The organism is Paenalcaligenes sp. DL 463 (assembly GCF_057475185.1).
The window spans coordinates 79,589-99,143 of the sequence record NZ_JBYBKX010000002.1 but is presented as its reverse complement, the minus strand read 5'-3'; the positions used below and the strand labels follow the sequence as shown (position 1 = coordinate 99,143).

General features: G+C 48.4%; 15 protein-coding genes and 1 riboswitch. Of the genes, 10 read left to right on the top strand and 5 right to left on the bottom strand.

The window, feature by feature from the left end; genetic code table 11:
- Positions 1-130 precede the first annotated feature (130 nt).
- From AC2UZI_RS10540 to AC2UZI_RS10525, 4 genes are all read right to left on the bottom strand, one after another.
- Positions 131-406 (bottom strand): GNAT family N-acetyltransferase, encoded by a 276-nt coding sequence (locus AC2UZI_RS10540; RefSeq protein WP_486943831.1) that lies wholly within the window; start codon positions 404-406, stop codon positions 131-133.
- 109 nt (positions 407-515) lie between these two features.
- Complete coding sequence (locus AC2UZI_RS10535; protein ID WP_486943830.1) at positions 516-1,967, bottom strand: bifunctional 2-methylcitrate dehydratase/aconitate hydratase; 1,452 nt, start codon at positions 1,965-1,967, stop codon at positions 516-518.
- Positions 1,968-1,987: 20 nt separating this feature from the next.
- Positions 1,988-3,163 (bottom strand): bifunctional 2-methylcitrate synthase/citrate synthase, encoded by a 1,176-nt coding sequence (prpC, locus tag AC2UZI_RS10530; protein ID WP_486943829.1) that lies wholly within the window; start codon positions 3,161-3,163, stop codon positions 1,988-1,990.
- A gap of 220 nt (positions 3,164-3,383) precedes the next feature.
- Complete coding sequence (locus AC2UZI_RS10525; RefSeq protein WP_486943828.1) at positions 3,384-4,373, bottom strand: malate dehydrogenase; 990 nt, start codon at positions 4,371-4,373, stop codon at positions 3,384-3,386.
- A 298-nt stretch (positions 4,374-4,671) separates the two neighbouring features.
- On the opposite strand from AC2UZI_RS10525, the gene AC2UZI_RS10520 reads away from it, so the two are divergent.
- The 8 genes from AC2UZI_RS10520 to AC2UZI_RS10485 all read left to right on the top strand — a co-directional run bounded on the left by AC2UZI_RS10520 (position 4,672) and on the right by AC2UZI_RS10485 (position 12,520).
- The gene (locus tag AC2UZI_RS10520) at positions 4,672-5,442 is read left to right on the top strand and encodes a GntR family transcriptional regulator (protein WP_486943827.1); all 771 of its coding nucleotides are present in this window, start codon (positions 4,672-4,674) and stop codon (positions 5,440-5,442) included.
- 108 nt (positions 5,443-5,550) lie between these two features.
- Positions 5,551-5,964: a succinate dehydrogenase, cytochrome b556 subunit gene (gene sdhC, locus AC2UZI_RS10515; RefSeq protein WP_486943826.1), complete on the top strand. Its 414-nt coding sequence runs from the start codon at positions 5,551-5,553 to the stop codon at positions 5,962-5,964.
- Positions 5,964-6,347: a succinate dehydrogenase, hydrophobic membrane anchor protein gene (gene sdhD, locus AC2UZI_RS10510; RefSeq protein ID WP_486943825.1), complete on the top strand. Its 384-nt coding sequence runs from the start codon at positions 5,964-5,966 to the stop codon at positions 6,345-6,347. Before sdhC ends, sdhD begins: the two co-directional genes overlap by 1 nt.
- Before the next feature lie 3 nt (positions 6,348-6,350).
- Complete coding sequence (gene sdhA, locus AC2UZI_RS10505; protein WP_486943824.1) at positions 6,351-8,126, top strand: succinate dehydrogenase flavoprotein subunit; 1,776 nt, start codon at positions 6,351-6,353, stop codon at positions 8,124-8,126.
- A gap of 13 nt (positions 8,127-8,139) precedes the next feature.
- Positions 8,140-8,856, top strand: a complete 717-nt coding sequence (locus AC2UZI_RS10500; protein ID WP_486943823.1) for a succinate dehydrogenase iron-sulfur subunit — start codon at positions 8,140-8,142, stop codon at positions 8,854-8,856.
- Between the two features lie 12 nt (positions 8,857-8,868).
- On the top strand, positions 8,869-9,129 hold the full coding sequence (locus tag AC2UZI_RS10495) for an FAD assembly factor SdhE (RefSeq protein WP_486943822.1): 261 nt from the start codon (positions 8,869-8,871) through the stop codon (positions 9,127-9,129).
- A gap of 19 nt (positions 9,130-9,148) precedes the next feature.
- Positions 9,149-10,444 carry a citrate synthase gene (locus AC2UZI_RS10490; protein ID WP_486943821.1) on the top strand — a complete coding sequence of 432 codons (1,296 nt, stop codon included), beginning with the start codon at positions 9,149-9,151 and terminating at the stop codon, positions 10,442-10,444.
- Between the two features lie 150 nt (positions 10,445-10,594).
- Positions 10,595-10,682: riboswitch (glycine riboswitch) on the top strand.
- A gap of 422 nt (positions 10,683-11,104) precedes the next feature.
- The gene (locus AC2UZI_RS10485) at positions 11,105-12,520 is read left to right on the top strand and encodes an amino acid permease (protein ID WP_486943820.1); all 1,416 of its coding nucleotides are present in this window, start codon (positions 11,105-11,107) and stop codon (positions 12,518-12,520) included.
- A gap of 107 nt (positions 12,521-12,627) precedes the next feature.
- On the opposite strand, the gene AC2UZI_RS10480 is transcribed toward AC2UZI_RS10485, so the two are convergent.
- Positions 12,628-14,928 carry an NADP-dependent malic enzyme gene (locus AC2UZI_RS10480; protein WP_486943819.1) on the bottom strand — a complete coding sequence of 767 codons (2,301 nt, stop codon included), beginning with the start codon at positions 14,926-14,928 and terminating at the stop codon, positions 12,628-12,630.
- Positions 14,929-15,399: 471 nt separating this feature from the next.
- Here AC2UZI_RS10480 and AC2UZI_RS10475 point away from each other — a divergent pair, with 471 nt between their 5' ends.
- Positions 15,400-18,273 (top strand): 2-oxoglutarate dehydrogenase E1 component, encoded by a 2,874-nt coding sequence (locus AC2UZI_RS10475; protein ID WP_486943818.1) that lies wholly within the window; start codon positions 15,400-15,402, stop codon positions 18,271-18,273.
- 43 nt (positions 18,274-18,316) lie between these two features.
- Positions 18,317-19,519, top strand: coding sequence for a 2-oxoglutarate dehydrogenase complex dihydrolipoyllysine-residue succinyltransferase (gene odhB / locus AC2UZI_RS10470; RefSeq protein WP_486943817.1), 1,203 nt, complete (start codon positions 18,317-18,319; stop codon positions 19,517-19,519).
- The last annotated feature ends 36 nt before the right edge of the window (positions 19,520-19,555 follow it).

Genomic DNA, 19,555 nt, shown 5'->3' with positions numbered 1-19,555 from the left:
GGCCTATTAAGAGTAAATGTTAAGTTAAGTGTGCGTAACGACTGACTCTAATTGTATGTGGAAGCCGCCTGCTAAGCAAGAGTCTTATATCTTATATAAGAGTTGAGTGAAGAGACTGTGGTGCAATCGACTAGGCAAGCAGCGCGTTATGCTCGGGGTGTTTACGAAAATAAGCCGCCGTATAACTACATTGGGGTACGACACTAAGATGGTGGTTTTTTGCGTAATCAAGCGCGGCCGCGGTTAAATCTGCAGCAATGCCTCGCCCGCCAACGGCCGAAGGCACACCAGTATGGGTGACGGTCATGATGGCGGCTTGCGTATGATAATTTAACACGCAGGTGTGGCCATCCTCCTTGATTTCAAAACGTTGTAGATCGGGAAGGTGATGCACGGTTCGGGTCATGATGAATCCTAGACTAAGTATGAGACCTTTAGCCTAAACGGGCAATCTCACTTCGTAAAGTGGGGAAGGCGGGTTATGGGAGGACGTTAAACGCCTCCCAGCAACGAGTTTAAATGACATAAAGGTCCAGATAGTTATCCACACTTAAGTGATGCAGAGTTTGAGCAGACAATGAGGCCTTGAGTATGTTCTCTTGTTGTTTCTCAGGAAACCTTCTGGCGAGATTGATTTTAAACTTTTCAATAAGCAGCGGAATACCTTCAGAGCGGCGCCGACGATGACCCACTGGGTAGTGCACAACGACCTCGTCTAAGCTTGTACCGTCGTTTAACGTAATGGTTAAGCCATTAGCGATAGATCGCTTGTCTGGCTCGTGGTAGTCGGCGGTGAAACTTGGGTCTTCGATGCAGTGTATTTTGCTGCGCAATACATCAATTCGGCTGTCGCTGGCGACATCGTCTTCATAGTCAGCGGCAGTTAGGCGACCAAAAATAAGAGGGACAGCCACCATGTACTGCAGGCAATGGTCACGATCGGCCGGGTTATGCAGGGGGCCTTTTTTATCAATAATACGGATGCAGGCCTCGTGTGTACGCACTGATACTGACTGAATGTCGTCGCTGGTTTTTCCCATTTCGACCAAGCGTTGGTGCAGTGTCATGGCTGCTTCGACAGCGGTTTGCGAGTGAAACTCTGCGGGAAAGGATATTTTGAACAGTATGTTTTCCATGACATAGCTGCCGTAAGGGCGCTGGAACGTGAAAGGCTGCCCGTTAAACAGCACATCGTAAAACCCCCAATCTTTCGCGCTTAATACTGAGTTGTAGCCCATTTCACCTGTGCGTGAGATTAAGGCAAGCCTTACCGCGCGACTGGTGGCGTCGCCAGCTGCCCAGCTTTTACGGCTGCCCGTATTGGGGCTGTGGCGATACGTGCGCAACGCATGGCCATCCACCCAGGCTTGCGACAACGCGTTGATGGTTTCGTGTTTCGTTAAACCCAGCAAACGAGCTGCAACAGCCGTAGAGGCGACTTTAACGAGAATGACATGATCCAGCCCAACGCGATTAAACGCATTTTCGAGTGCTAAACATCCTTGTATCTCGTGGGCTTTAATCATGGCAGTTAGCACGTCTTTCATGACTAAGGGTTTTTTGCCAGAGGCGACGGCATCACGCGATAACCAATCGGCAAGCGCTAAAATAGCACCTAAATTATCGGAAGGGTGGCCCCACTCTGCCGCCAGCCATGTGTCATTGAAATCCAACCATCGAATCATGGTGCCCATGTTAAAGGCGGCTTGTACGGGATCCAATTGATGTTGGGTGCCAAAGACACGAGCCCCGTTGGTTAGGCTGGCGCCGGGCACGACAGGGCCAAGAAGTTTGGTGCACGCGGGGTATTCCAGCGCTTCGAGTCCACAGCCGATACTATCAAGTAAGCAATAAAGCGCTGTGTCATAGGCTTCGGCGCTAAGGGGCTCATCGCTGAGTACATACTCGGCAATATCAATAAGCACCTGATCGGGTTGGGGTAATACATTCTGACGTGGCTCGGGCATAGCGCCTCCTGTTTGAAGGGTTATTTACGGCGACTAAGGGGTACAAAATCGCGTGGTTCTGGGCCGATGTAATTTGCGGTAGGGCGAATGATTTTGTTGTCGTTTCGTTGTTCCAAAATATGCGCTGACCAGCCAGCGACTCGGGCGATGACAAAAAGTGGCGTGAACATACTGGTTGGAATGCCCATGCGGTGATAGGCCACTGCCGAGTACCAGTCCAGATTAGGAAACATTCGTTTTTCATCTTGCATCACCGTCTCGATTCGCTCAGCGATGTCGAACATTTGACTGCTATTGGCCTGTTTGGATAACGATCTGGCGACGTCCTTAATCACCACATTACGCGGGTCGTGGGTGGTATAGACAGGGTGGCCAAAGCCCATAATCACCTCTTTGCGTGTTAAACGATCAAGTATGTCGGTTTGCGCCTGTTCTGGGCTTGAGTAGCGTTTTTGAATGTCGAAAGCGACCTCGTTGGCTCCCCCGTGCTTGGCGCCTCGTAATGCGCCAATGGCACCCGCGATGCAGGAATAGATATCCGACCCAGTGCCAGCAATCACCCGCCCCGTAAAGGTAGAGGCATTGAATTCGTGCTCAGCATATAAATTTAGGCTGACGTCTAAGGCGTGAATCCAGGCTTTAGAGGGTTCGGTGCCGTGCAGTAAGCTTAAAAAATGCCCTGCAATACCTATGTTGGAGTTGTCATTACGCACATCAATCATTTCACCGTTATGGCTGTAGTGATACCAGTAAAGTAGGGCGGAGCCTAGCGACGCAATTAAGCGATCGGCAATATCCTTTGCTGCAGCAGGTGCGTGGTCTTCTTTTTCGGGTAGCACGCAGCCCAATACTGAAACCGCTGTCCGCATAACGTCCATGGGGTGGCTGGCCGCGGGTAGTGATTCAAGGGCGCGTTGTAATAGCAAGGGTAAACCGCGTAAACGATTCAACTTCACCTTATAAGCAGCCAGTTCGGCCTTAGTGGGTAACTTCCCGTGTATAAGTAGGTGAGCCACCTCTTCAAATTGGCAAGCGGGAGCCAAGTCTAAAATATCGTAGCCGCGATAATGCAGTTCGTTACCACTACCTCCGACTGAACTTAACTCGGTATTACCAGCAACAATGCCGGATAAGGCCACTGATTTTTTGGGCGTCACCGTATTTGCTGATGTTTTGCTTTTTGCAGTGCTACTCATCTTGATCTCCCAATAAAGGTGGTGAACCTAAGGATGCATAAGATTTTTTGCAGTAAGCATTTACTGTATCGCGATAGTCGTAACGGCGTCGCCTCACTTAGGGCAAACCCCTTAACGTAATACCAATGAGACGGGTAAATAAAAACACCCCAATGGCTATCGTTCGGTTAGCCATTGGGGTGTAGCGGCGTACAGCGGAGTAGGCCGATCTTTTGGTCGATTAGCTTAGTAAGTCTTTGACGCCTTCACGCTCTTCCAGCAACTCTTGTAAGGTGAAGTCCATGCGTTCACGAGAGAACTCGTCGATAGCAAGATCTTTAATGACTGTGTACTCGCCATTTTCTGTGGTGACGGGAACACCGTAGATAATGCCTTCAGGTATGCCGTAAGAGCCGTCAGAAGCGACGCCCATGGTCACCCACTTGCCATTTGATCCCAACACCCAGTCACGAATGTGATCAATGGCGGCATTCGCTGCAGAGGCAGCTGACGATAAGCCTCGGGCTTCAATGATGGCTGCGCCGCGTTTACCTACGGTTGGAATGAAGGTGTTGCGATTCCATTCTTGATCGTTGATTTTTTGCTCTAAGGAAGCACCTTTTACTTCGGCAAACCGAATGTCGGGGTACATGGTTGGCGAATGGTTGCCCCAAACCACGAGTTTTTCAATATCGGCAACCGCAACATCAGCCTTAGCGGCCAACTGTGATAATGCGCGGTTATGATCCAAGCGCAGCATGGCGGTAAAGTTCTTTGCTGGTAGATCAGGTGCGGACTTCATGGCGATGTAAGCATTGGTGTTGGCAGGGTTACCGACTACCAACACTTTGACATCACGGCTAGCCACGTCATTCAGCGCACGTCCTTGCTCGGTAAAGATTTTCGCGTTTACGCTTAATAGATCTTTACGCTCCATACCCGGACCGCGGGGCCTTGCGCCGACCAGTAATGCCACATCAGCGTCTTTAAAGGCCGTGCGTGGATCGCTGTGAGCAGTAATTTCTTGAAGCAAAGGAAAGGCGCAGTCGTCGAGTTCCATGATGACGCCTTGTAAGGCCTTTTGCGCCTTTTCGTCTGGAATCTCAAGCAGTTGCAGGATAACAGGCTGGTCTTTGCCTAGCATTTCGCCGGAAGCGATGCGGAACAGCAGTGCATAACCAATTTGACCAGCTGCACCAGTAATGGCTACGCGCATAGCAGGTTTTGACATGGGTTTTGACTCCAATAGGTTGGAAAATTCTATAGATTGAAATACAGTTTAATGCTTTTAAACGCTCGCTTACGAGCCGAAATTGCGCTGAAAGGCCACGGCTGGTAAGGCAATAACTAATGTTGGGAACACTAGACTAAAAACTTTAATGAGTCAATAATCTTATATCTTATATAAGACAGAAGAGTGTTAGACAGATTGGGCCTAGCGTGCGAAAATGCCAGATATATTAAATAACTTCTCTTTACCGCCGATTAAACGCTAGCAATTGTTAATGGTTTAATCGGTATATTGGTTTATGACAGAAAACACGTCGCCCGTATCTCTACAGTCAGCTGAGAAATCAGCTGCTGGCGCTGCTTACAGTCCGTTATATCAACAGATTAAAGCGCTACTGTTGCAAAGCCTTGATCGTGGCGAATGGAAGCCGGGCGAGTCAATCCCTAGCGAATTTGATTTGGCCGCCCGTTATCAGGTCAGTCAGGGAACCGTACGTAAAGCCATCGACGAGCTTGCGGCCGACAACTTGTTGATACGTCGACAAGGGAAGGGAACCTTTGTTTCCACCCATCATGAAGCGAACGTTCGATATCGTTTTTTACGTCTTACGCCGGATGACGGGCATCAGCCCTTAACAAGCAGTGTCATTATTGGCTGTGCGCGTATAAAGGCGCCTGTTGATGTCGCTGCCTTGTTGCAGCTTCGCACGGTCGATATGGTGGTGAATATACGGCGCGTATTATCGTTTGATGATCGTCCTACGATTCTTGACGACATCTGGCTACCCGGTGCAGTATTTAAAGGTTTAACGGTCGAGGCTCTAGCCAAGAACAAAGGGCCTATGTACGCTTGGTTCGAAAGCAAGTTTGGGGTCAGCATGGTGCGGGCAGATGAAAGTATTCGCGCCGTAGCCGCCGAGGAAGAAGCTGTCGAGCGCCTTGAGGTAGAGCTAGGCTCACCCTTGCTGCAAGTCGAACGCGTATCGTATACCTACGGTGAAAGACCGATGGAATTACGCCGGGGCTTGTATATAACTGACCGATTTCATTACAGAAATCAACTAAATTGAACATTGTTTAGGCTGAGTGATGCGTTGCAGCATTAAATAAGCGAAAATAGTCCGAATAAGAACACTGAGATCCAATGGTTACCATTTTATTTTTTCTTCGAGGCCAGAATGTCTGATACCGCACCTAAGCAGCGTCCGCAGTATCGCAATATCAGCGTGCCGCAGATATTGAGTTACCGTTTACCGCTTGCTGCAAAAACCTCAATTCTTCATCGAATTAGTGGGGCACTGCTTTTCTTAAGCTTGCCGGTCATCTTATTGCCGTTACTCTCTTTGAGTTTAACGTCCGAGCAAAGTTTTAATACGATTAGCAGCGTGGTGGGGCACCCCATCTGTAAGTTGGTGTTGTTGGCGCTTATTTGGGCCTACTTACACCATTTCTGTGCTGGCATCCGCTATTTAGCCCTCGATATGGGTAAAGGCAACGACAAATACACAGCAAGCAAAACGGCCGCCTCGGTGCTGGTTGTTAGTCTGGCATTAACAGCGTTGTTTGGTCTAAAACTATTTGGAGCGTGGTAATGGCTAATCCAGAACGAATCGGTACAAAGCGTCTGGTAGTAGGTGCTCATTACGGCACGCTAGACTTCATCGCTCAACGCGTGACTGCCGTCATCATGATTGTGTACACCTTGGTTTTCCTCGGTGGCATTCTATTTAGTTCTACGCTGGACTATGCGGCTTGGCGTAATTTATTTGCCTTCCAAGTCGGAAGTCTTCCTTTAGGGCAGCTGTTGGCGACCTTGTTTTTCTTGTCGCTCGCTTGGCACGCTTGGATCGGTGTGCGTGATATCTGGATGGATTACGTAAAACCCGCGGGCCTGCGTTTACTTCTTCAGGTGCTAACCGTACTGTGGTTAGTGGCTGCCATCGTTTTCTTTGCACAAATTATCTGGAGCCTGTAAGCCGTGGCTGCTATTAAAAAATCTTTACCGCGCCGCCAATTCGATGTGGTGGTAGTGGGCGCCGGCGGTGCCGGTATGCGTTGTTCATTACAACTTGCGAAGGCCGGCTTGTCCGTGGCCGTATTGTCTAAAGTATTCCCTACACGTTCACACACGGTTGCGGCCCAAGGCGGGGTAAGTGCTGCCTTAGGTAACATGAGCGAAGACCATTGGTACTGGCACATGTACGACACCGTTAAAGGGTCCGACTGGTTAGGTGACCAAGATGCGATCGAGTTCATGTGTCGTGAAGCGCCTAACGCCGTTTACGAACTAGAGCATTACGGAATGCCTTTTGACCGTAACGCTGATGGCACCATTTATCAGCGTCCTTTTGGTGGTCATACGGCGAATCTGGGCGAAAAACCTGTGCAGCGAGCCTGTGCGGCTGCTGACCGTACAGGTCACGCCATGTTGCATACGCTATACCAACAGAACGTGGCGGCGCGCACCAACTTTTTTGTTGAATGGATGGCGCTGGATCTTCTACGCAATGAAGCCGGCGATGTGTTGGGCGTAACCGCGCTTGAAATGGAAACAGGCGAAATCTATATCTTAGAAGCCAAGCGTACCGTTCTTGCTACCGGTGGCGCTGGTCGTATTTGGGCTGCTTCAACAAATGCGTTCATCAATACAGGTGACGGTCTTGGCATGGCGGCGCGAGCAGGCTTGCCGCTGCAAGATCTCGAGTTTTGGCAGTTTCACCCTACAGGCGTGGCCGGTGCCGGTGTATTAATTACCGAAGGCGTGCGTGGTGAGGGCGGTATCTTATTGAATAAAGACGGCGAGCGCTTTATGGAGCGTTACGCGCCGAACTTAAAAGATTTGGCTCCACGCGATTTTGTGTCCCGCTCAATGGACCAAGAGATTAAAGAAGGTCGTGGTTGTGGCGACGGTAGCTATGTGGTCTTGAAGCTCGATCACTTGGGGGCGGAAACGATCCAAAAACGTTTACCCTCTATTCGCGACATTGCGATGAAGTTTGCCAACGTTGACCCGATCAAAGATCCCATTCCGGTTGTGCCTACTATCCATTATCAAATGGGCGGTATTCCCACTAACTATTACGGACAAGTGATCAGTCCTGTTAATGGCGAGTCCAAAGTGGTTAACGGCTTATATGCCATCGGCGAATGTGCAGCCACGTCCGTACACGGTGCGAACCGTCTGGGCACCAACTCGTTGCTGGATCTTATCGTTTTTGGTCGTGCGGCAGGTAATCATATTGTTGATTCCCACCCCGAGCAAACCCACAGCCATCAAGACATCCCTCAGTCAGCGATTGATTACTCTCTTGACCGAGTCAATCACCTTGAGACGCGTACCTCGGGTGAGAAAGTACAAGATGTGGGCGAAAAAATTCGTCAAACTATGCAAGCGCATTGCGGTGTGTTCCGTACTATGGAGCTACTCAAGAAAGGCGAAGAGCTTATCGAAGGCTTGGTTCCTGAGGTTCAAAGCATTTACTTCAAAGATAAATCCAAGGTCTTTAATACCGCACGCGTAGAAGCGCTAGAAATCGCAAACATGATTGAAGTGGCTCGTGCTACCACACGTTCAGCGGCAAGTCGCACTGAAAGTCGAGGTGCGCACGCACTGAACGACTTCCCAGAGCGTAACGACCAAGACTGGTTGAAGCATACGTTGTGGTTTTCTGAAGGAAGTCGTCTTGAGTACAAAGACGTTCAGATGAAACCACTCACCGCCGACAGCATTGCGCCACAAGCTCGCACTTTCTAAGCAGGATACTGACATGAGTCAAACCCGTACCCTTAAATTTGAGATTTATCGCTACGACCCTGATAAGGACGAGCGACCCTACATGCAGAAGCTTGAAGTTACGCTTCAGCCTACCGACAAGATGCTGCTTGATGCGCTGGTACGCATTAAAAACGACGTGGATGATAGCTTAGCCATTCGTCGTTCTTGCCGCGAAGGTGTTTGTGGTTCAGATGCTATGAACATCAATGGCAAAAACGGTCTGGCCTGTACGACCAACCTAAACGAGCTTAAGCAGCCTATCGTTTTGCGTCCTTTGCCTGGCTTACCGGTAGTGCGTGACTTGATCGTTGATATGACCAATTTCTTCGATCAATACCATTCGATTAAACCGTATTTGATCAACGATGCGCCTCCACCCGAGCGCGAGCGTCTGCAAACACCGGAAGCACGTGACGAGCTTAACGGCCTTTACGAGTGCATTTTGTGTGCATGTTGTTCCACGTCATGCCCATCATTCTGGTGGAATCCCGATAAGTTTGTTGGTCCCGCCGGTTTATTGCAGGCTTACCGTTTTATTGCCGACTCTCGCGATGAGGCAACCGGTGAGCGTTTAGATAACTTAGAAGATCCCTATCGTTTATTCCGTTGTCACACCATCATGAATTGTACTGATGTGTGTCCTAAAGGATTAAACCCATCGCATGCTATTGGCAAAATCAAAGAAATGTTGGTTCGCCGTAGCATTTAAGTAGGCAATGAAATGAGAACGTTAACTCAGTTAGAACGTGCACGTTTGCGTTGGAGAGCTCGTCGAGGAATGCTCGAAAACGATCTCATGATTACCCGTTTTTTGGATAAGTACGAGGCCGGTTTAACGGATGTTGATGTTTCCGCCTTAACTTGCCTGTTTGAAATGGACGATACCGAATTGCTCGACGTGTTACTGGCTTCTAAAGAGGTAGAAGGCAAATACGATACGCCTGACATTCGACGTCTGGTTGCTCTTATGCGAGCGCTGTAATTTTTTAGGAAGATTTGTGATGGAACTGTCAGATAAGAAAGCCACACTCGCGTTTTCCGATGGAAGCCCTTCGGTCGAGTTCCCGGTATACAAAGGTACAGTTGGACCTGATGTGATTGATATCCGTAAGTTGTACAGTCAAACGGATATGTTCACCTACGATCCTGGTTTTATGGCGACAGCCTCGTGCGAGTCGTCAATTACCTACATCGACGGAGACAAAGGTCAGTTATTGTATCGAGGATACCCAATCGATCAGCTTGCCGAGAATTGCAACTTCATGGAAGTTAGCTATTTAATTCTGAATGGCGAGTTACCGGATGCGCAGCAAAAGGCTGATTTTGAGAAGTTGATTACGAACCACACGATGGTGCAAGAGCAGATGCAGTACTTCTTGCGTGGTTTCCGTGCTGATGCCCACCCAATGGCTATTCTTACTGGTTTAGTGGGCGGCATGTCTGCCTTCTACCATGACTCCACAAATGTGGCAAAAGCCGAAGATCGTCGTATTTCAGCGATTCGTTTAATCGCCAAAATGCCAACATTGGTAGCCATGGCTTATAAGCATTCTGTTGGCCAGCCACTGATGTACCCGCGCAATGATCTCAGTTACACAGGTAACTTCTTGCGCATGATGTTTGGTACGCCATGTGAAGACTATAAAGTGAATGACGTTGTAGAGCGCGCTCTAGACCGTATCTTTATTCTACATGCTGACCACGAACAAAACGCTTCGACTTCTACAGTGCGTCTTTGCGGTTCTTCTGGCACGAACCCTTATGCAGCCATTGCATCAGGTGTGGCATGCTTATGGGGTCCTGCGCACGGTGGAGCGAATGAAGCGTGCTTGAACATGCTTGAGCAGTTGCAGGCCAACGGTGGTGTAGAAAAAGTTGGCGAGTTCATGGAGCAGGTGAAAGACAAGAACTCTGGCGTGCGTCTCATGGGCTTTGGTCATCGGGTTTACAAAAACTACGATCCTCGCGCTAAGTTGATGCAAGAAACGTGCAAAGAAGTGTTGACGGCATTGGGCTTAGAGAACGATCCTTTGTTTAAGTTAGCAATGGAGCTTGAGCGTATTGCGCTAGAAGACAGCTATTTTGTCGAGCGTAAGCTTTATCCTAACGTTGACTTCTACTCAGGTATTGTTCAACGCGCTATCGGTATCCCAACCGAGCTCTTTACAGCGATCTTTGCCTTAGCACGTACCGTTGGTTGGATCTCCCAGTGGGATGAAATGATGTCCGATCCAGGTTACAAAATCGGTCGTCCACGTCAGTTATACACAGGTTACACCGAACGCAATATGGGCTAATACCTGTTTTATTTGTTAGGTGGTAGTCGTTAAAAAAAACTGGCTTAGGCCAGTTTTTTTTGTTTAATAAGTGGCGATTAAGTTCGGCCTAAAACAAGGGTTAATGATAGTAGTCGTAAACTGACGTCTATTTATAATGAGTTGGTCACTTAATGGTTCAGGAGAGAGACTTCTCACCATGAAGCGCCGACGGAGCAACCACCCCGGAATCTCTCAGGCAAAAGGATCCGAACTTAGACAAATCTGGAGAGAGGCCGAATACGCCCACCGAAGGGGACCATAGAAATATGGACAAGCTCTCAGGTAACAGGACAGATGGGGTGCTACTGGTGTTTCAGTAGTTCATTATTACCCCTTATGACCAGAGGTCTATATATGGCTGTTACCACGATAATATTCAAACGAGTACACGTTTCTACTACTCTTATCAAACCAGTTTATGTTTTTGCGCCAAGCATAGACAGGATTCCCATAAGGCTTTTATAGCTACTACGTAACGACTGACTTTTTACTAAACCTGATTTTTGTCATTCCTGACAAAAGCGTTTAGGGAAGGTCCGTGCACGAGCAGATTATTAGGCTCGTTAGTAATGGGAAAATTACGATTAATAAAATGCACTTCCTAATATGAATTTAGGATGAGAGTGTAGGAGTAGAGACGTGAGCAAACAAGAAAATGCAGCTGAATTACAGCGTACGCTTAAGAATAGGCATTTACAGTTAATCGCCATTGGTGGGGCGATTGGTACGGGGCTTTTTATGGGATCGGGCAGAACCATCAGCTTGGCAGGCCCCTCGGTACTTCTAACCTATATTGTTATTGGTTTTTTTCTATTTTTCGTTATGAGAGCAATGGGCGAACTGCTGCTGCATAACCTTGAATACAAGTCTTTTGTAGACTTTTCCGCTGATCTATTGGGGCCTACTGCTGGTTATTTTGTAGGGTGGAGCTATTGGTTTTGTTGGGTAGTGATCGGCGTTGCCGACATCATCGCCATTACGGGTTATACCCAGTTTTGGTGGCCTGACGTACCGTTGTGGCTACCAGGGCTGCTGTGTATTGCTTTCCTGATGACCTTCAATCTGCTCTCTGCAAAGATGTTCGGCGAGCTAGAGTTTTGGTTTGCATTAATTAAAATTATTGCCATTTTGGCGCTAATTATTGTAGGTATATACCTACTGACTACAGGCTTTGTGGGGCCTACTGGTTATAAGGCGAGTTTGACCTACTTATGGGATCGTGGTGGTTTCTTTCCTAATGGTATGACTGGGTTTTTTGCAGCCTTTCAGATCGCTATTTTTGCTTTTGTTGGTATCGAGTTGGTAGGTACCGCATCAGCAGAAACAGCAGATCCAAGCAAGACTTTACCCAAAGCCATTAATAAAATTCCAATACGAGTCATTATCTTTTATGTGCTGGCATTAACTGTCATTATGACCGTGACACCTTGGGATATTGTTTCACCAAACACGAGCCCCTTCGTTAATATGTTTATGTTGATAGGGGTTGGTTCTGCTGCAGCCATTATTAACTTCGTGGTCCTAACTTCTGCACTGTCTTCCGCCAATAGTGGGATGTTCTCGACTGGGCGTATGCTTTATGGTTTATCAAAAAATAAACTGGCGCCTTCTTCTTTTGGCAAGCTTTCACGTAGTGGTGTACCGCTTAATGGCTTGATGTATTCATGTGGTCTTTTGTTGGTTAGCTTGCCTCTGCTCTATGCAGAGGGTGATGTAATGAGCATGTTCGTTATTGTGACCACGGTATCGAGTATTTGCTTTATTTTTGTATGGTCGGCTATTTTGATTTCTTATCTGAAATACCGCTATGTCAGACCTGAGGCGTATTTGGCATCGACGTACAAAATGCCCTTTGGTATTCCTATGTGCTATGCATGTCTGGCTTTCTTTGCCTTTGCACTGTATTTATTTAGTCAAGATGAAGGAACGTTAACGGGTTTGATTGCTACACCATTTTGGTTTATTGCGCTGTGGGCTTTTTTACCTTTCTATAAAAAGCGCATTGCCAAAGCATCTTTAGTGCAGGCGCAAATGGTTAGCAACAGCGCTAGTTAAGTCTTTGTTTAGGTCGCATTAAAAAGCCGAACTTCATAGAAATGAAGTTCGGCTTTTTGTTTGTAGCAGCTAGTGCTATTTAGCATTAGCTGGCTTCACATCTAACTTTACTTAGATGCGTTCTTCTTTTCTTCGGCTTGCGCATCCAAGACGGCTAGGGCAGTCATATTCACAATGCGACGAACCGTAGCACTTGTGGTTAACACATGCACTGGGCGTGCAGCACCAAGCAGAATCGGACCCATTGCCACACCGTTACTACCTGTCATTTTCAGCATGTTGTAGGTAATGTTACCTGCATCCAAGTTGGGGGTAATCAACAGGTTGGCGGATGAGCGTAAGGTCGTATCTGGAAACGATTTGAATCGAATCTGATTGGATAGCGCCGAGTCAGCGTGCATTTCACCATCAACTTCTAGCTCGGGAGCAAGCTCAGCTAAAAGCTCACGAGCTTTAGCCATTTTGCGCGATGAGGCCGTAGAGCGACTGCCAAAGTTTGAGTGCGAAAGTAGAGCAACACGAGGTTCTACACCAAAGTTACGGACTTCTTCAGCAGCCAAAATGGTCATGTTGGCAATTTCTTCTGCGCTAGGATCTTCGTTAATGTGCGTGTCACATACGAATAGTGTTTGGCTTGGTAGCATCAACACGTTCATCGCAGCAAAAGTTTCAGCGCCTTCACGTAAACCTACAACCTCTTCAATGTGTTTGAGTTGGTTGTCAAAGTTACTGGCTACACCACAAATCATGGCATCGGCATCACCGCCTTGAAGCAGCATGACACCAATTAAGGTGTTGTGCTTGCGAATCATGGCTTTAGCAATGTCGGGAGTAATGCCTGACCGAGCGCGAAGTTTGTAGTAATCGCTCCAAGTTTGGTTAAAGCGATCGTCATCTTCTGGGTCTACGATTTCAACGTCTACGCCGGGCTTCATGCGTAATGCGTAACGTTCGATACGCATATTGATGACAGAAGGGCGACCAATCAAAATTGGCTTAGCAAGCTTTTCGTCGATAGCCGTTTGTACCGCACGTAGTACGCGCTCGTCTTCACCATCAGCGTAAATAACGCGTTTAGGATCGGCTTTGGCTTGCATGTACAAAGGACGCATTAACGGACCAGTGTGGTGCGTCATGGCGATCAGCTTTTGACGGTAAGCTTCCATGTCTTCAATGGGGCGAGCCGCCACACCAGAATCCATTGCAGCTTGTGCAACTGCAGGCGCAATTTTAACAATTAAGCGTGGATCAAAAGGCTGAGGAATAATGTAGTCAGGGCCAAAGCTTAAGCCGGCTTCGTCTGTTTTGCTGCTACCGGTATCGTACTGTTCGGCTTGTGCTAATTCGGCAATGGCCTTAACGCAAGCCAGTTTCATCTCTTCATTGATAATCGTTGCGCCGCAATCAAGCGCGCCACGGAAAATGAAGGGGAAGCACAGTACGTTATTAACTTGGTTGGGGTAGTCAGAGCGGCCCGTCGCAATAACGCAATCTGGGCGAGTGGCTTTGGCCACTTCTGGACGGATTTCAGGCTCGGGATTCGCCAGTGCTAAAATCAACGGCTTGTCGGCCATGGTTTTAAGCATTTCCGGTGTCAGTACGCCAGGTGCTGAGCAGCCCAAGAAAATGTCGGCATTTGCGGTAGCGTCGGCCAGGGTTCTGAATTCGGTTTCTTGTGCATAGAGAGCCTTGTTGGCTTCCATGTTTTCTTCACGACCTTTCCAGATAATACCGCGTGAGTCTGACACATAAATGTGTTCGCGTGGCATGCCCATGTTAACCAGCAAATTCAGACATGCAATCGCTGCTGCACCCGCGCCGGAACAAACTAATTGCACCTTGCTGATGTCTTTGCCGACGACTTTTAAGCCGTTCAAGATCGCCGCGGCAGAAATAATGGCAGTACCGTGTTGATCGTCGTGAAACACGGGTATCTTCATGCGTTTACGAAGTTCTTGCTCGATATAAAAGCACTCGGGGGCTTTAATGTCTTCGAGGTTGATTCCACCAAGAGTCGGCTCCATGGCGGCAATGATATCGACAAGCTTCTTCGGGTCGGTCTCGGCAAGCTCAATGTCAAAGACATCGATACCAGCAAACTTTTTAAATAAGCAGCCTTTGCCTTCCATAACGGGCTTGGAGGCCAGGGGGCCAATATTACCTAAACCTAATACAGCGGTACCGTTTGTGATTACGCCGACGAGATTTGCTCGTGAAGTGTACTTGGCGGCGGCTTCCTCACCCTCATCAAAGATAGCCATACACGCTGATGCCACACCAGGTGAATAAGCTAAGGAAAGATCGTCTTGGTTACCTAAGGTTTTGGTCGGTACGACAGAGATTTTTCCTGGGGTAGGGTAAGCGTGATAATCAAGCGCTAATTTTGCCAGATCGGCTTTGGCGTCCATCGTGGGTGTGCTCCTGTTGATATCTTGTGTTTGACTACATTACTTAAAAAATTGCGTTAATTCTAGGCGAAACTGGCGCATCTATTGGTTATAGCGTAAATGACGTACACAATGCATGCGGCAGTGCAGCAAAGGGATCAATGCGTGATAGGCACGCTTAAAAGTTGTTAATGTGATTTTAGCGACTGTTTTTCTAAGGGTAGATACGTAAACCTCGTGTTTACGCTATTGACAACCCGTGTGTAACAAGTCAGATTGTGATGTATTGCCAACAGTCTTACATAAGACTGGTTATTTAAATGCTCGGGTATGCGCATTTAAGTATCGAGAGGTATACTAAATTGTATACGGCTTGTAAAAGGCGTCTATCGTTGCCTTCTGCTCTGCTATCCGCTAACCGGCGTGGCCGTGTCGCGGAAGGTTTTCCTGCATCTCATAACGGATGAAACATCCGGATAGGTGAAGCGCATAATGTCATCATCGCAAACTGAACTGCTATCTACTTCCTATTTGTTTGGCAGTAATGCTGCCTATGTTGAAGATCTCTACGAGATCTATTTAAGTAATCCCACCGCTGTGCCTGACGAATGGCGCAGTTATTTTGACCAGCTGCAGCACCTGCCTGCAACCGACGGACGTGAAAGCACACGAGATCAGGCCCATGCGCCGATCGTCGAGTCTTTTGCGCTGCGAGCTAAGGCCAACACCTTAGTGACGCGAGTGCCCGCTGTCGACCTTACGCTGGCATCCAAGCAAGTTTCTGTGCAATCGCTCGTGGCAGCGTATCGCTCGTTGGGTGCACGTCTAGCATCCTTAGATCCATTGAAGCGCACCGAGCGTCCAAATTATGCTGAGCTTGATCCCGCGTTTTATGGCTTAACCGAAGCCGACCTCGATCAGGTTTACTCGGCGACAAATACGTATTTCACCAAAAGCGAAACCATGAGCTTGCGTGATCTACTCAAAGCGCTTCGCGATACCTACTGTCAAAGTGTGGGTGCCGAGTTCATGCACATTTCAGACCCTGTGGCCAAACGCTGGATTCAGCAGCGCTTGGAGTCCGTGCACGGTACGTTTGAGTTTTCCGCTGACGAGAAGCGTAATATCTTGCAGCAACTGACCGAGGCCGAAGGCCTAGAACGTTTTTTACACACTAAGTATGTAGGTCAAAAGCGTTTCTCACTTGAAGGTGGTGAAAGCTTCATTGCCTCAATGGACGAGGTCGTGAATCACGCCGGAGACAACGGCGTGCAAGAGATCATCGTGGGCATGGCTCACCGTGGTCGTCTTAACATGCTGGTTAACATCATGGGCAAAATGCCTGCTGACCTTTTCGCTGAGTTCGAAGGTTACCGAGTCGAAGGCTTAAGCGATGGTGATGTTAAGTACCACAATGGTTTCTCTAGTGACCTGTCCACGCGTGGCGGCCCTGTGCATTTGTCGTTAGCGTTTAACCCATCGCACTTAGAAATCGTTAACCCGGTCGTCGAGGGTAGTGTACGTGCTCGTCAAGATCGTCGTGACGATACGGAAGGCGCTCAAGTATTGCCTGTGCTGGTGCACGGTGATGCGGCGTTTGCTGGTCAGGGTGTGGTGATGGAAACCCTTAACCTGGCTCAAACCCGAGGCTATGGTACGGGCGGTACGCTGCATATCGTCATTAATAACCAAATTGGTTTTACAACCTCTGACCCGCGTGATACTCGCTCTACACTGTATTGCACAGACGTTGTGAAAATGATCGAAGCGCCCGTGTTTCACGTAAACGGTGACGATCCTGAAGCCGTGGTTTTTGTGACGAAACTGGCACTGGATTACCGCCAAAAATTCCGACACGACGTCGTGATCGATATTGTCTGCTTCCGTAAATTGGGCCATAACGAACAAGATACGCCGTCGTTAACACAGCCTCTGATGTATAAAACGATTGGTCAGCACTCTGGCACACGTAAGTTGTATGCCGACAAGCTTGTTACTCAAGGGGTACTTGGCGAGACGGATCCTGACGACATGGTTAAGGCCTATCGTCAGTTGATGGAAGACGGTAAGCGTACAGTAGAGCCAGTACTAACCGATTACAAAAACAAGTATGCCACCGACTGGACTCCTTTCTTAGACGCCAAGTGGACCGATCAAGCTGATACAGCTTTACCGCTTTCTACATTGCAACGTTTGGGCGAGCGTATTACCACGACTCCCGAAGGCTTTACTGTTCATCCTTTACTCAATCGTCTGCTTAACGATAGACGCGCGATGTACAGAGGCGAGCTAAACGTCGATTGGGGTATGGGCGAGCATTTGGCTTATGCCTCACTGGTTGAGAACGGTTACGCGGTACGCATCACTGGTCAAGACTCGGGTCGCGGTACGTTCAGTCATCGTCATGCGGTATTGCACGATCAAAAACGTGAGCGTTGGGACGACGGTACCTATGTACCACTGCAAAATATTTCCGAGAAGCAAGCCCCGTTCAATGTCATTGACTCGGTATTGTCCGAAGAGGCTGTGCTGGCGTTCGAATACGGTTATGCATCGGCTGAGCCAAATATCTTAACCATCTGGGAAGCGCAGTTTGGTGACTTCGTGAACGGTGCTCAGGTCGTTATTGATCAGTTTATTACCTCAGGTGAAGCAAAGTGGGGCCGTCATTGCGGTCTAACATTGATGTTGCCACATGGCTACGAAGGCCAAGGCCCTGAACACTCTTCCGCTCGTATCGAGCGATTCTTGCAACTGTGTGCTGATAACAATATTCAAGTAATTCAGCCCACGAACGGTGCACAAATTTTCCACGTTCTGCGCCGTCAAATGATTCGTCCTTTCCGTAAACCACTGATCCTGTTGACGCCGAAATCGTTGTTACGCCATAAGGCCGCAACATCGCCGTTAACTGACCTGTCAGAAGGGCATTTTATGCCTGTAATCGGTGAGGTTGACACTGCCATTGAAGCAGGCAATGTGACACGCTTATTGGCATGTTCAGGTAAGGTCTACTACGACCTCATCGCTGCACGCGAAGAACAAAAACGTAACGATGTTGCCATTGTACGAGTCGAGCAGCTCTATCCTTTTGCACACAAGGCATTCCAGACCGAGCTGCAAAAATATGAGAATTTGCGCGAAGTTGTATGGGTGCAAGACGAGCCGCAGAATCAAGGTCCTTGGTTCTACATTCAACATCACTTGTTCGAGAATATGGCCGAAGGTCAGAAGCTCAGCTACGCCGGTCGTGCCGCTTCGGCCTCTCCAGCAGTAGGCTATCTCGCTAAGCACCAAGAGCAACAAAAAGCATTGATTGAGCAGGCGTTTACGCCTCGTATCAAAGGCTTTTCGTTAACGAAATAACTTGCGCATTTACACAGATTACTAAATTTACGGAAGAAATATTATGGCTATTATCGACGTCCTTGTTCCCCAACTTTCCGAATCCGTGGCTGACGGCACATTGCTAGAGTGGAAAAAACAGCCTGGTGAGGCCGTTTCTGCTGATGAAATTCTGATTGAAGTTGAAACGGATAAAGTGGTGCTTGAGGTGCCAGCGCCATCGTCAGGTGTGCTAACCGAAATTGTGAAAGCCGACGGTTCAACCGTTTTAGCGGGTGAAGTGCTGGCGCGTATTGATACCGCCGCTACCGCAAGTGCCGCCGCACCGGCAGAGCAGCCTAAAGAGGAACAAGCTACTGCGGCAGCAGCCGAGCCAGAGAAGAGCGCTTCTGTTGCCGCCGCATCGCCTGCAGCTGCCAAAATTTTGGCAGAAAAAGGGGTTGAGGTAGACAGCGTCACAGGTAGTGGGCGTGATGGACGAGTTACCAAAGAAGACGCTAATCGTGCCCAACCTGGTGTGGCCAAAGCGGCAGCGCCCGCCGCACCGGCATCGTTATCGCTAGACGGTCGCCCAGAGCAGCGCGTTCCGATGAGCCGACTGCGTGCACGAGTGGCCGAACGTTTGTTACAATCGCAGCAAGAAAATGCCATATTGACGACTTTTAACGAAGTCAACATGAAGGCAGTGATTGACTTACGTGCACAGTACAAAGACGAGTTCTTGAAAGAGCACGGTGTGAAACTGGGCTTCACTTCTTTCTTTGTTAAAGCTGCTGTGGCCGCATTGAAAAAATACCCAGTCCTTAACGCTTCGGTTGATGGTACTGATATCATTTATCATGGGTATTTCGACATCGGTATTGCAGTGGGTAGCCCACGTGGCTTGGTGGTACCTATTTTACGTAACGCTGATCAGATGTCGATTGCTGAAATCGAACAGCAAATTGCTGATTTTGGCGCACGGGCACGTGATGGTAAATTAACACTGGATGAACTAACCGGTGGTACCTTCTCTATCTCGAACGGTGGTGTGTTTGGCTCGATGTTATCGACTCCTATCATCAACCCACCTCAGTCCGCTATTTTGGGTATTCATGCAACGAAAGATCGTCCAGTGGTCGAGAACGGTCAAATCGTTATTCGCCCGATCAACTACCTTGCGATGTCTTACGACCACCGTATCATTGACGGTCGCGAAGCGGTGTTGGGGCTTGTTGCAATGAAAGAAGCGCTGGAAGATCCACAGCGTTTGCTACTGAATCTGTAAGTCATACATATTCTGGCTATGTTTTAATTGTGTCGG

What these genes read in the sequence shown, in the direction of transcription:
- AC2UZI_RS10535 (WP_486943830.1), bottom strand. Translation starts at nt 1,967, where the DNA reads ATGCCCGAGCCACGTCAGAATGTATTACCCCAACCCGATCAGGTGCTT.
- sdhD (WP_486943825.1), top strand. Translation starts at nt 5,964, where the DNA reads ATGGCTAATCCAGAACGAATCGGTACAAAGCGTCTGGTAGTAGGTGCT.
- AC2UZI_RS10525 (WP_486943828.1), bottom strand. Translation starts at nt 4,373, where the DNA reads ATGTCAAAACCTGCTATGCGCGTAGCCATTACTGGTGCAGCTGGTCAA.
- AC2UZI_RS10480 (WP_486943819.1), bottom strand. Translation starts at nt 14,928, where the DNA reads ATGGACGCCAAAGCCGATCTGGCAAAATTAGCGCTTGATTATCACGCT.
- sdhC (WP_486943826.1), top strand. Translation starts at nt 5,551, where the DNA reads ATGTCTGATACCGCACCTAAGCAGCGTCCGCAGTATCGCAATATCAGC.
- AC2UZI_RS10540 (WP_486943831.1), bottom strand. Translation starts at nt 406, where the DNA reads ATGACCCGAACCGTGCATCACCTTCCCGATCTACAACGTTTTGAAATC.
- prpC (WP_486943829.1), bottom strand. Translation starts at nt 3,163, where the DNA reads ATGAGTAGCACTGCAAAAAGCAAAACATCAGCAAATACGGTGACGCCC.
- AC2UZI_RS10495 (WP_486943822.1), top strand. Translation starts at nt 8,869, where the DNA reads ATGAGAACGTTAACTCAGTTAGAACGTGCACGTTTGCGTTGGAGAGCT.
- AC2UZI_RS10490 (WP_486943821.1), top strand. Translation starts at nt 9,149, where the DNA reads ATGGAACTGTCAGATAAGAAAGCCACACTCGCGTTTTCCGATGGAAGC.
- odhB (WP_486943817.1), top strand. Translation starts at nt 18,317, where the DNA reads ATGGCTATTATCGACGTCCTTGTTCCCCAACTTTCCGAATCCGTGGCT.
- AC2UZI_RS10475 (WP_486943818.1), top strand. Translation starts at nt 15,400, where the DNA reads ATGTCATCATCGCAAACTGAACTGCTATCTACTTCCTATTTGTTTGGC.
- AC2UZI_RS10520 (WP_486943827.1), top strand. Translation starts at nt 4,672, where the DNA reads ATGACAGAAAACACGTCGCCCGTATCTCTACAGTCAGCTGAGAAATCA.
- AC2UZI_RS10500 (WP_486943823.1), top strand. Translation starts at nt 8,140, where the DNA reads ATGAGTCAAACCCGTACCCTTAAATTTGAGATTTATCGCTACGACCCT.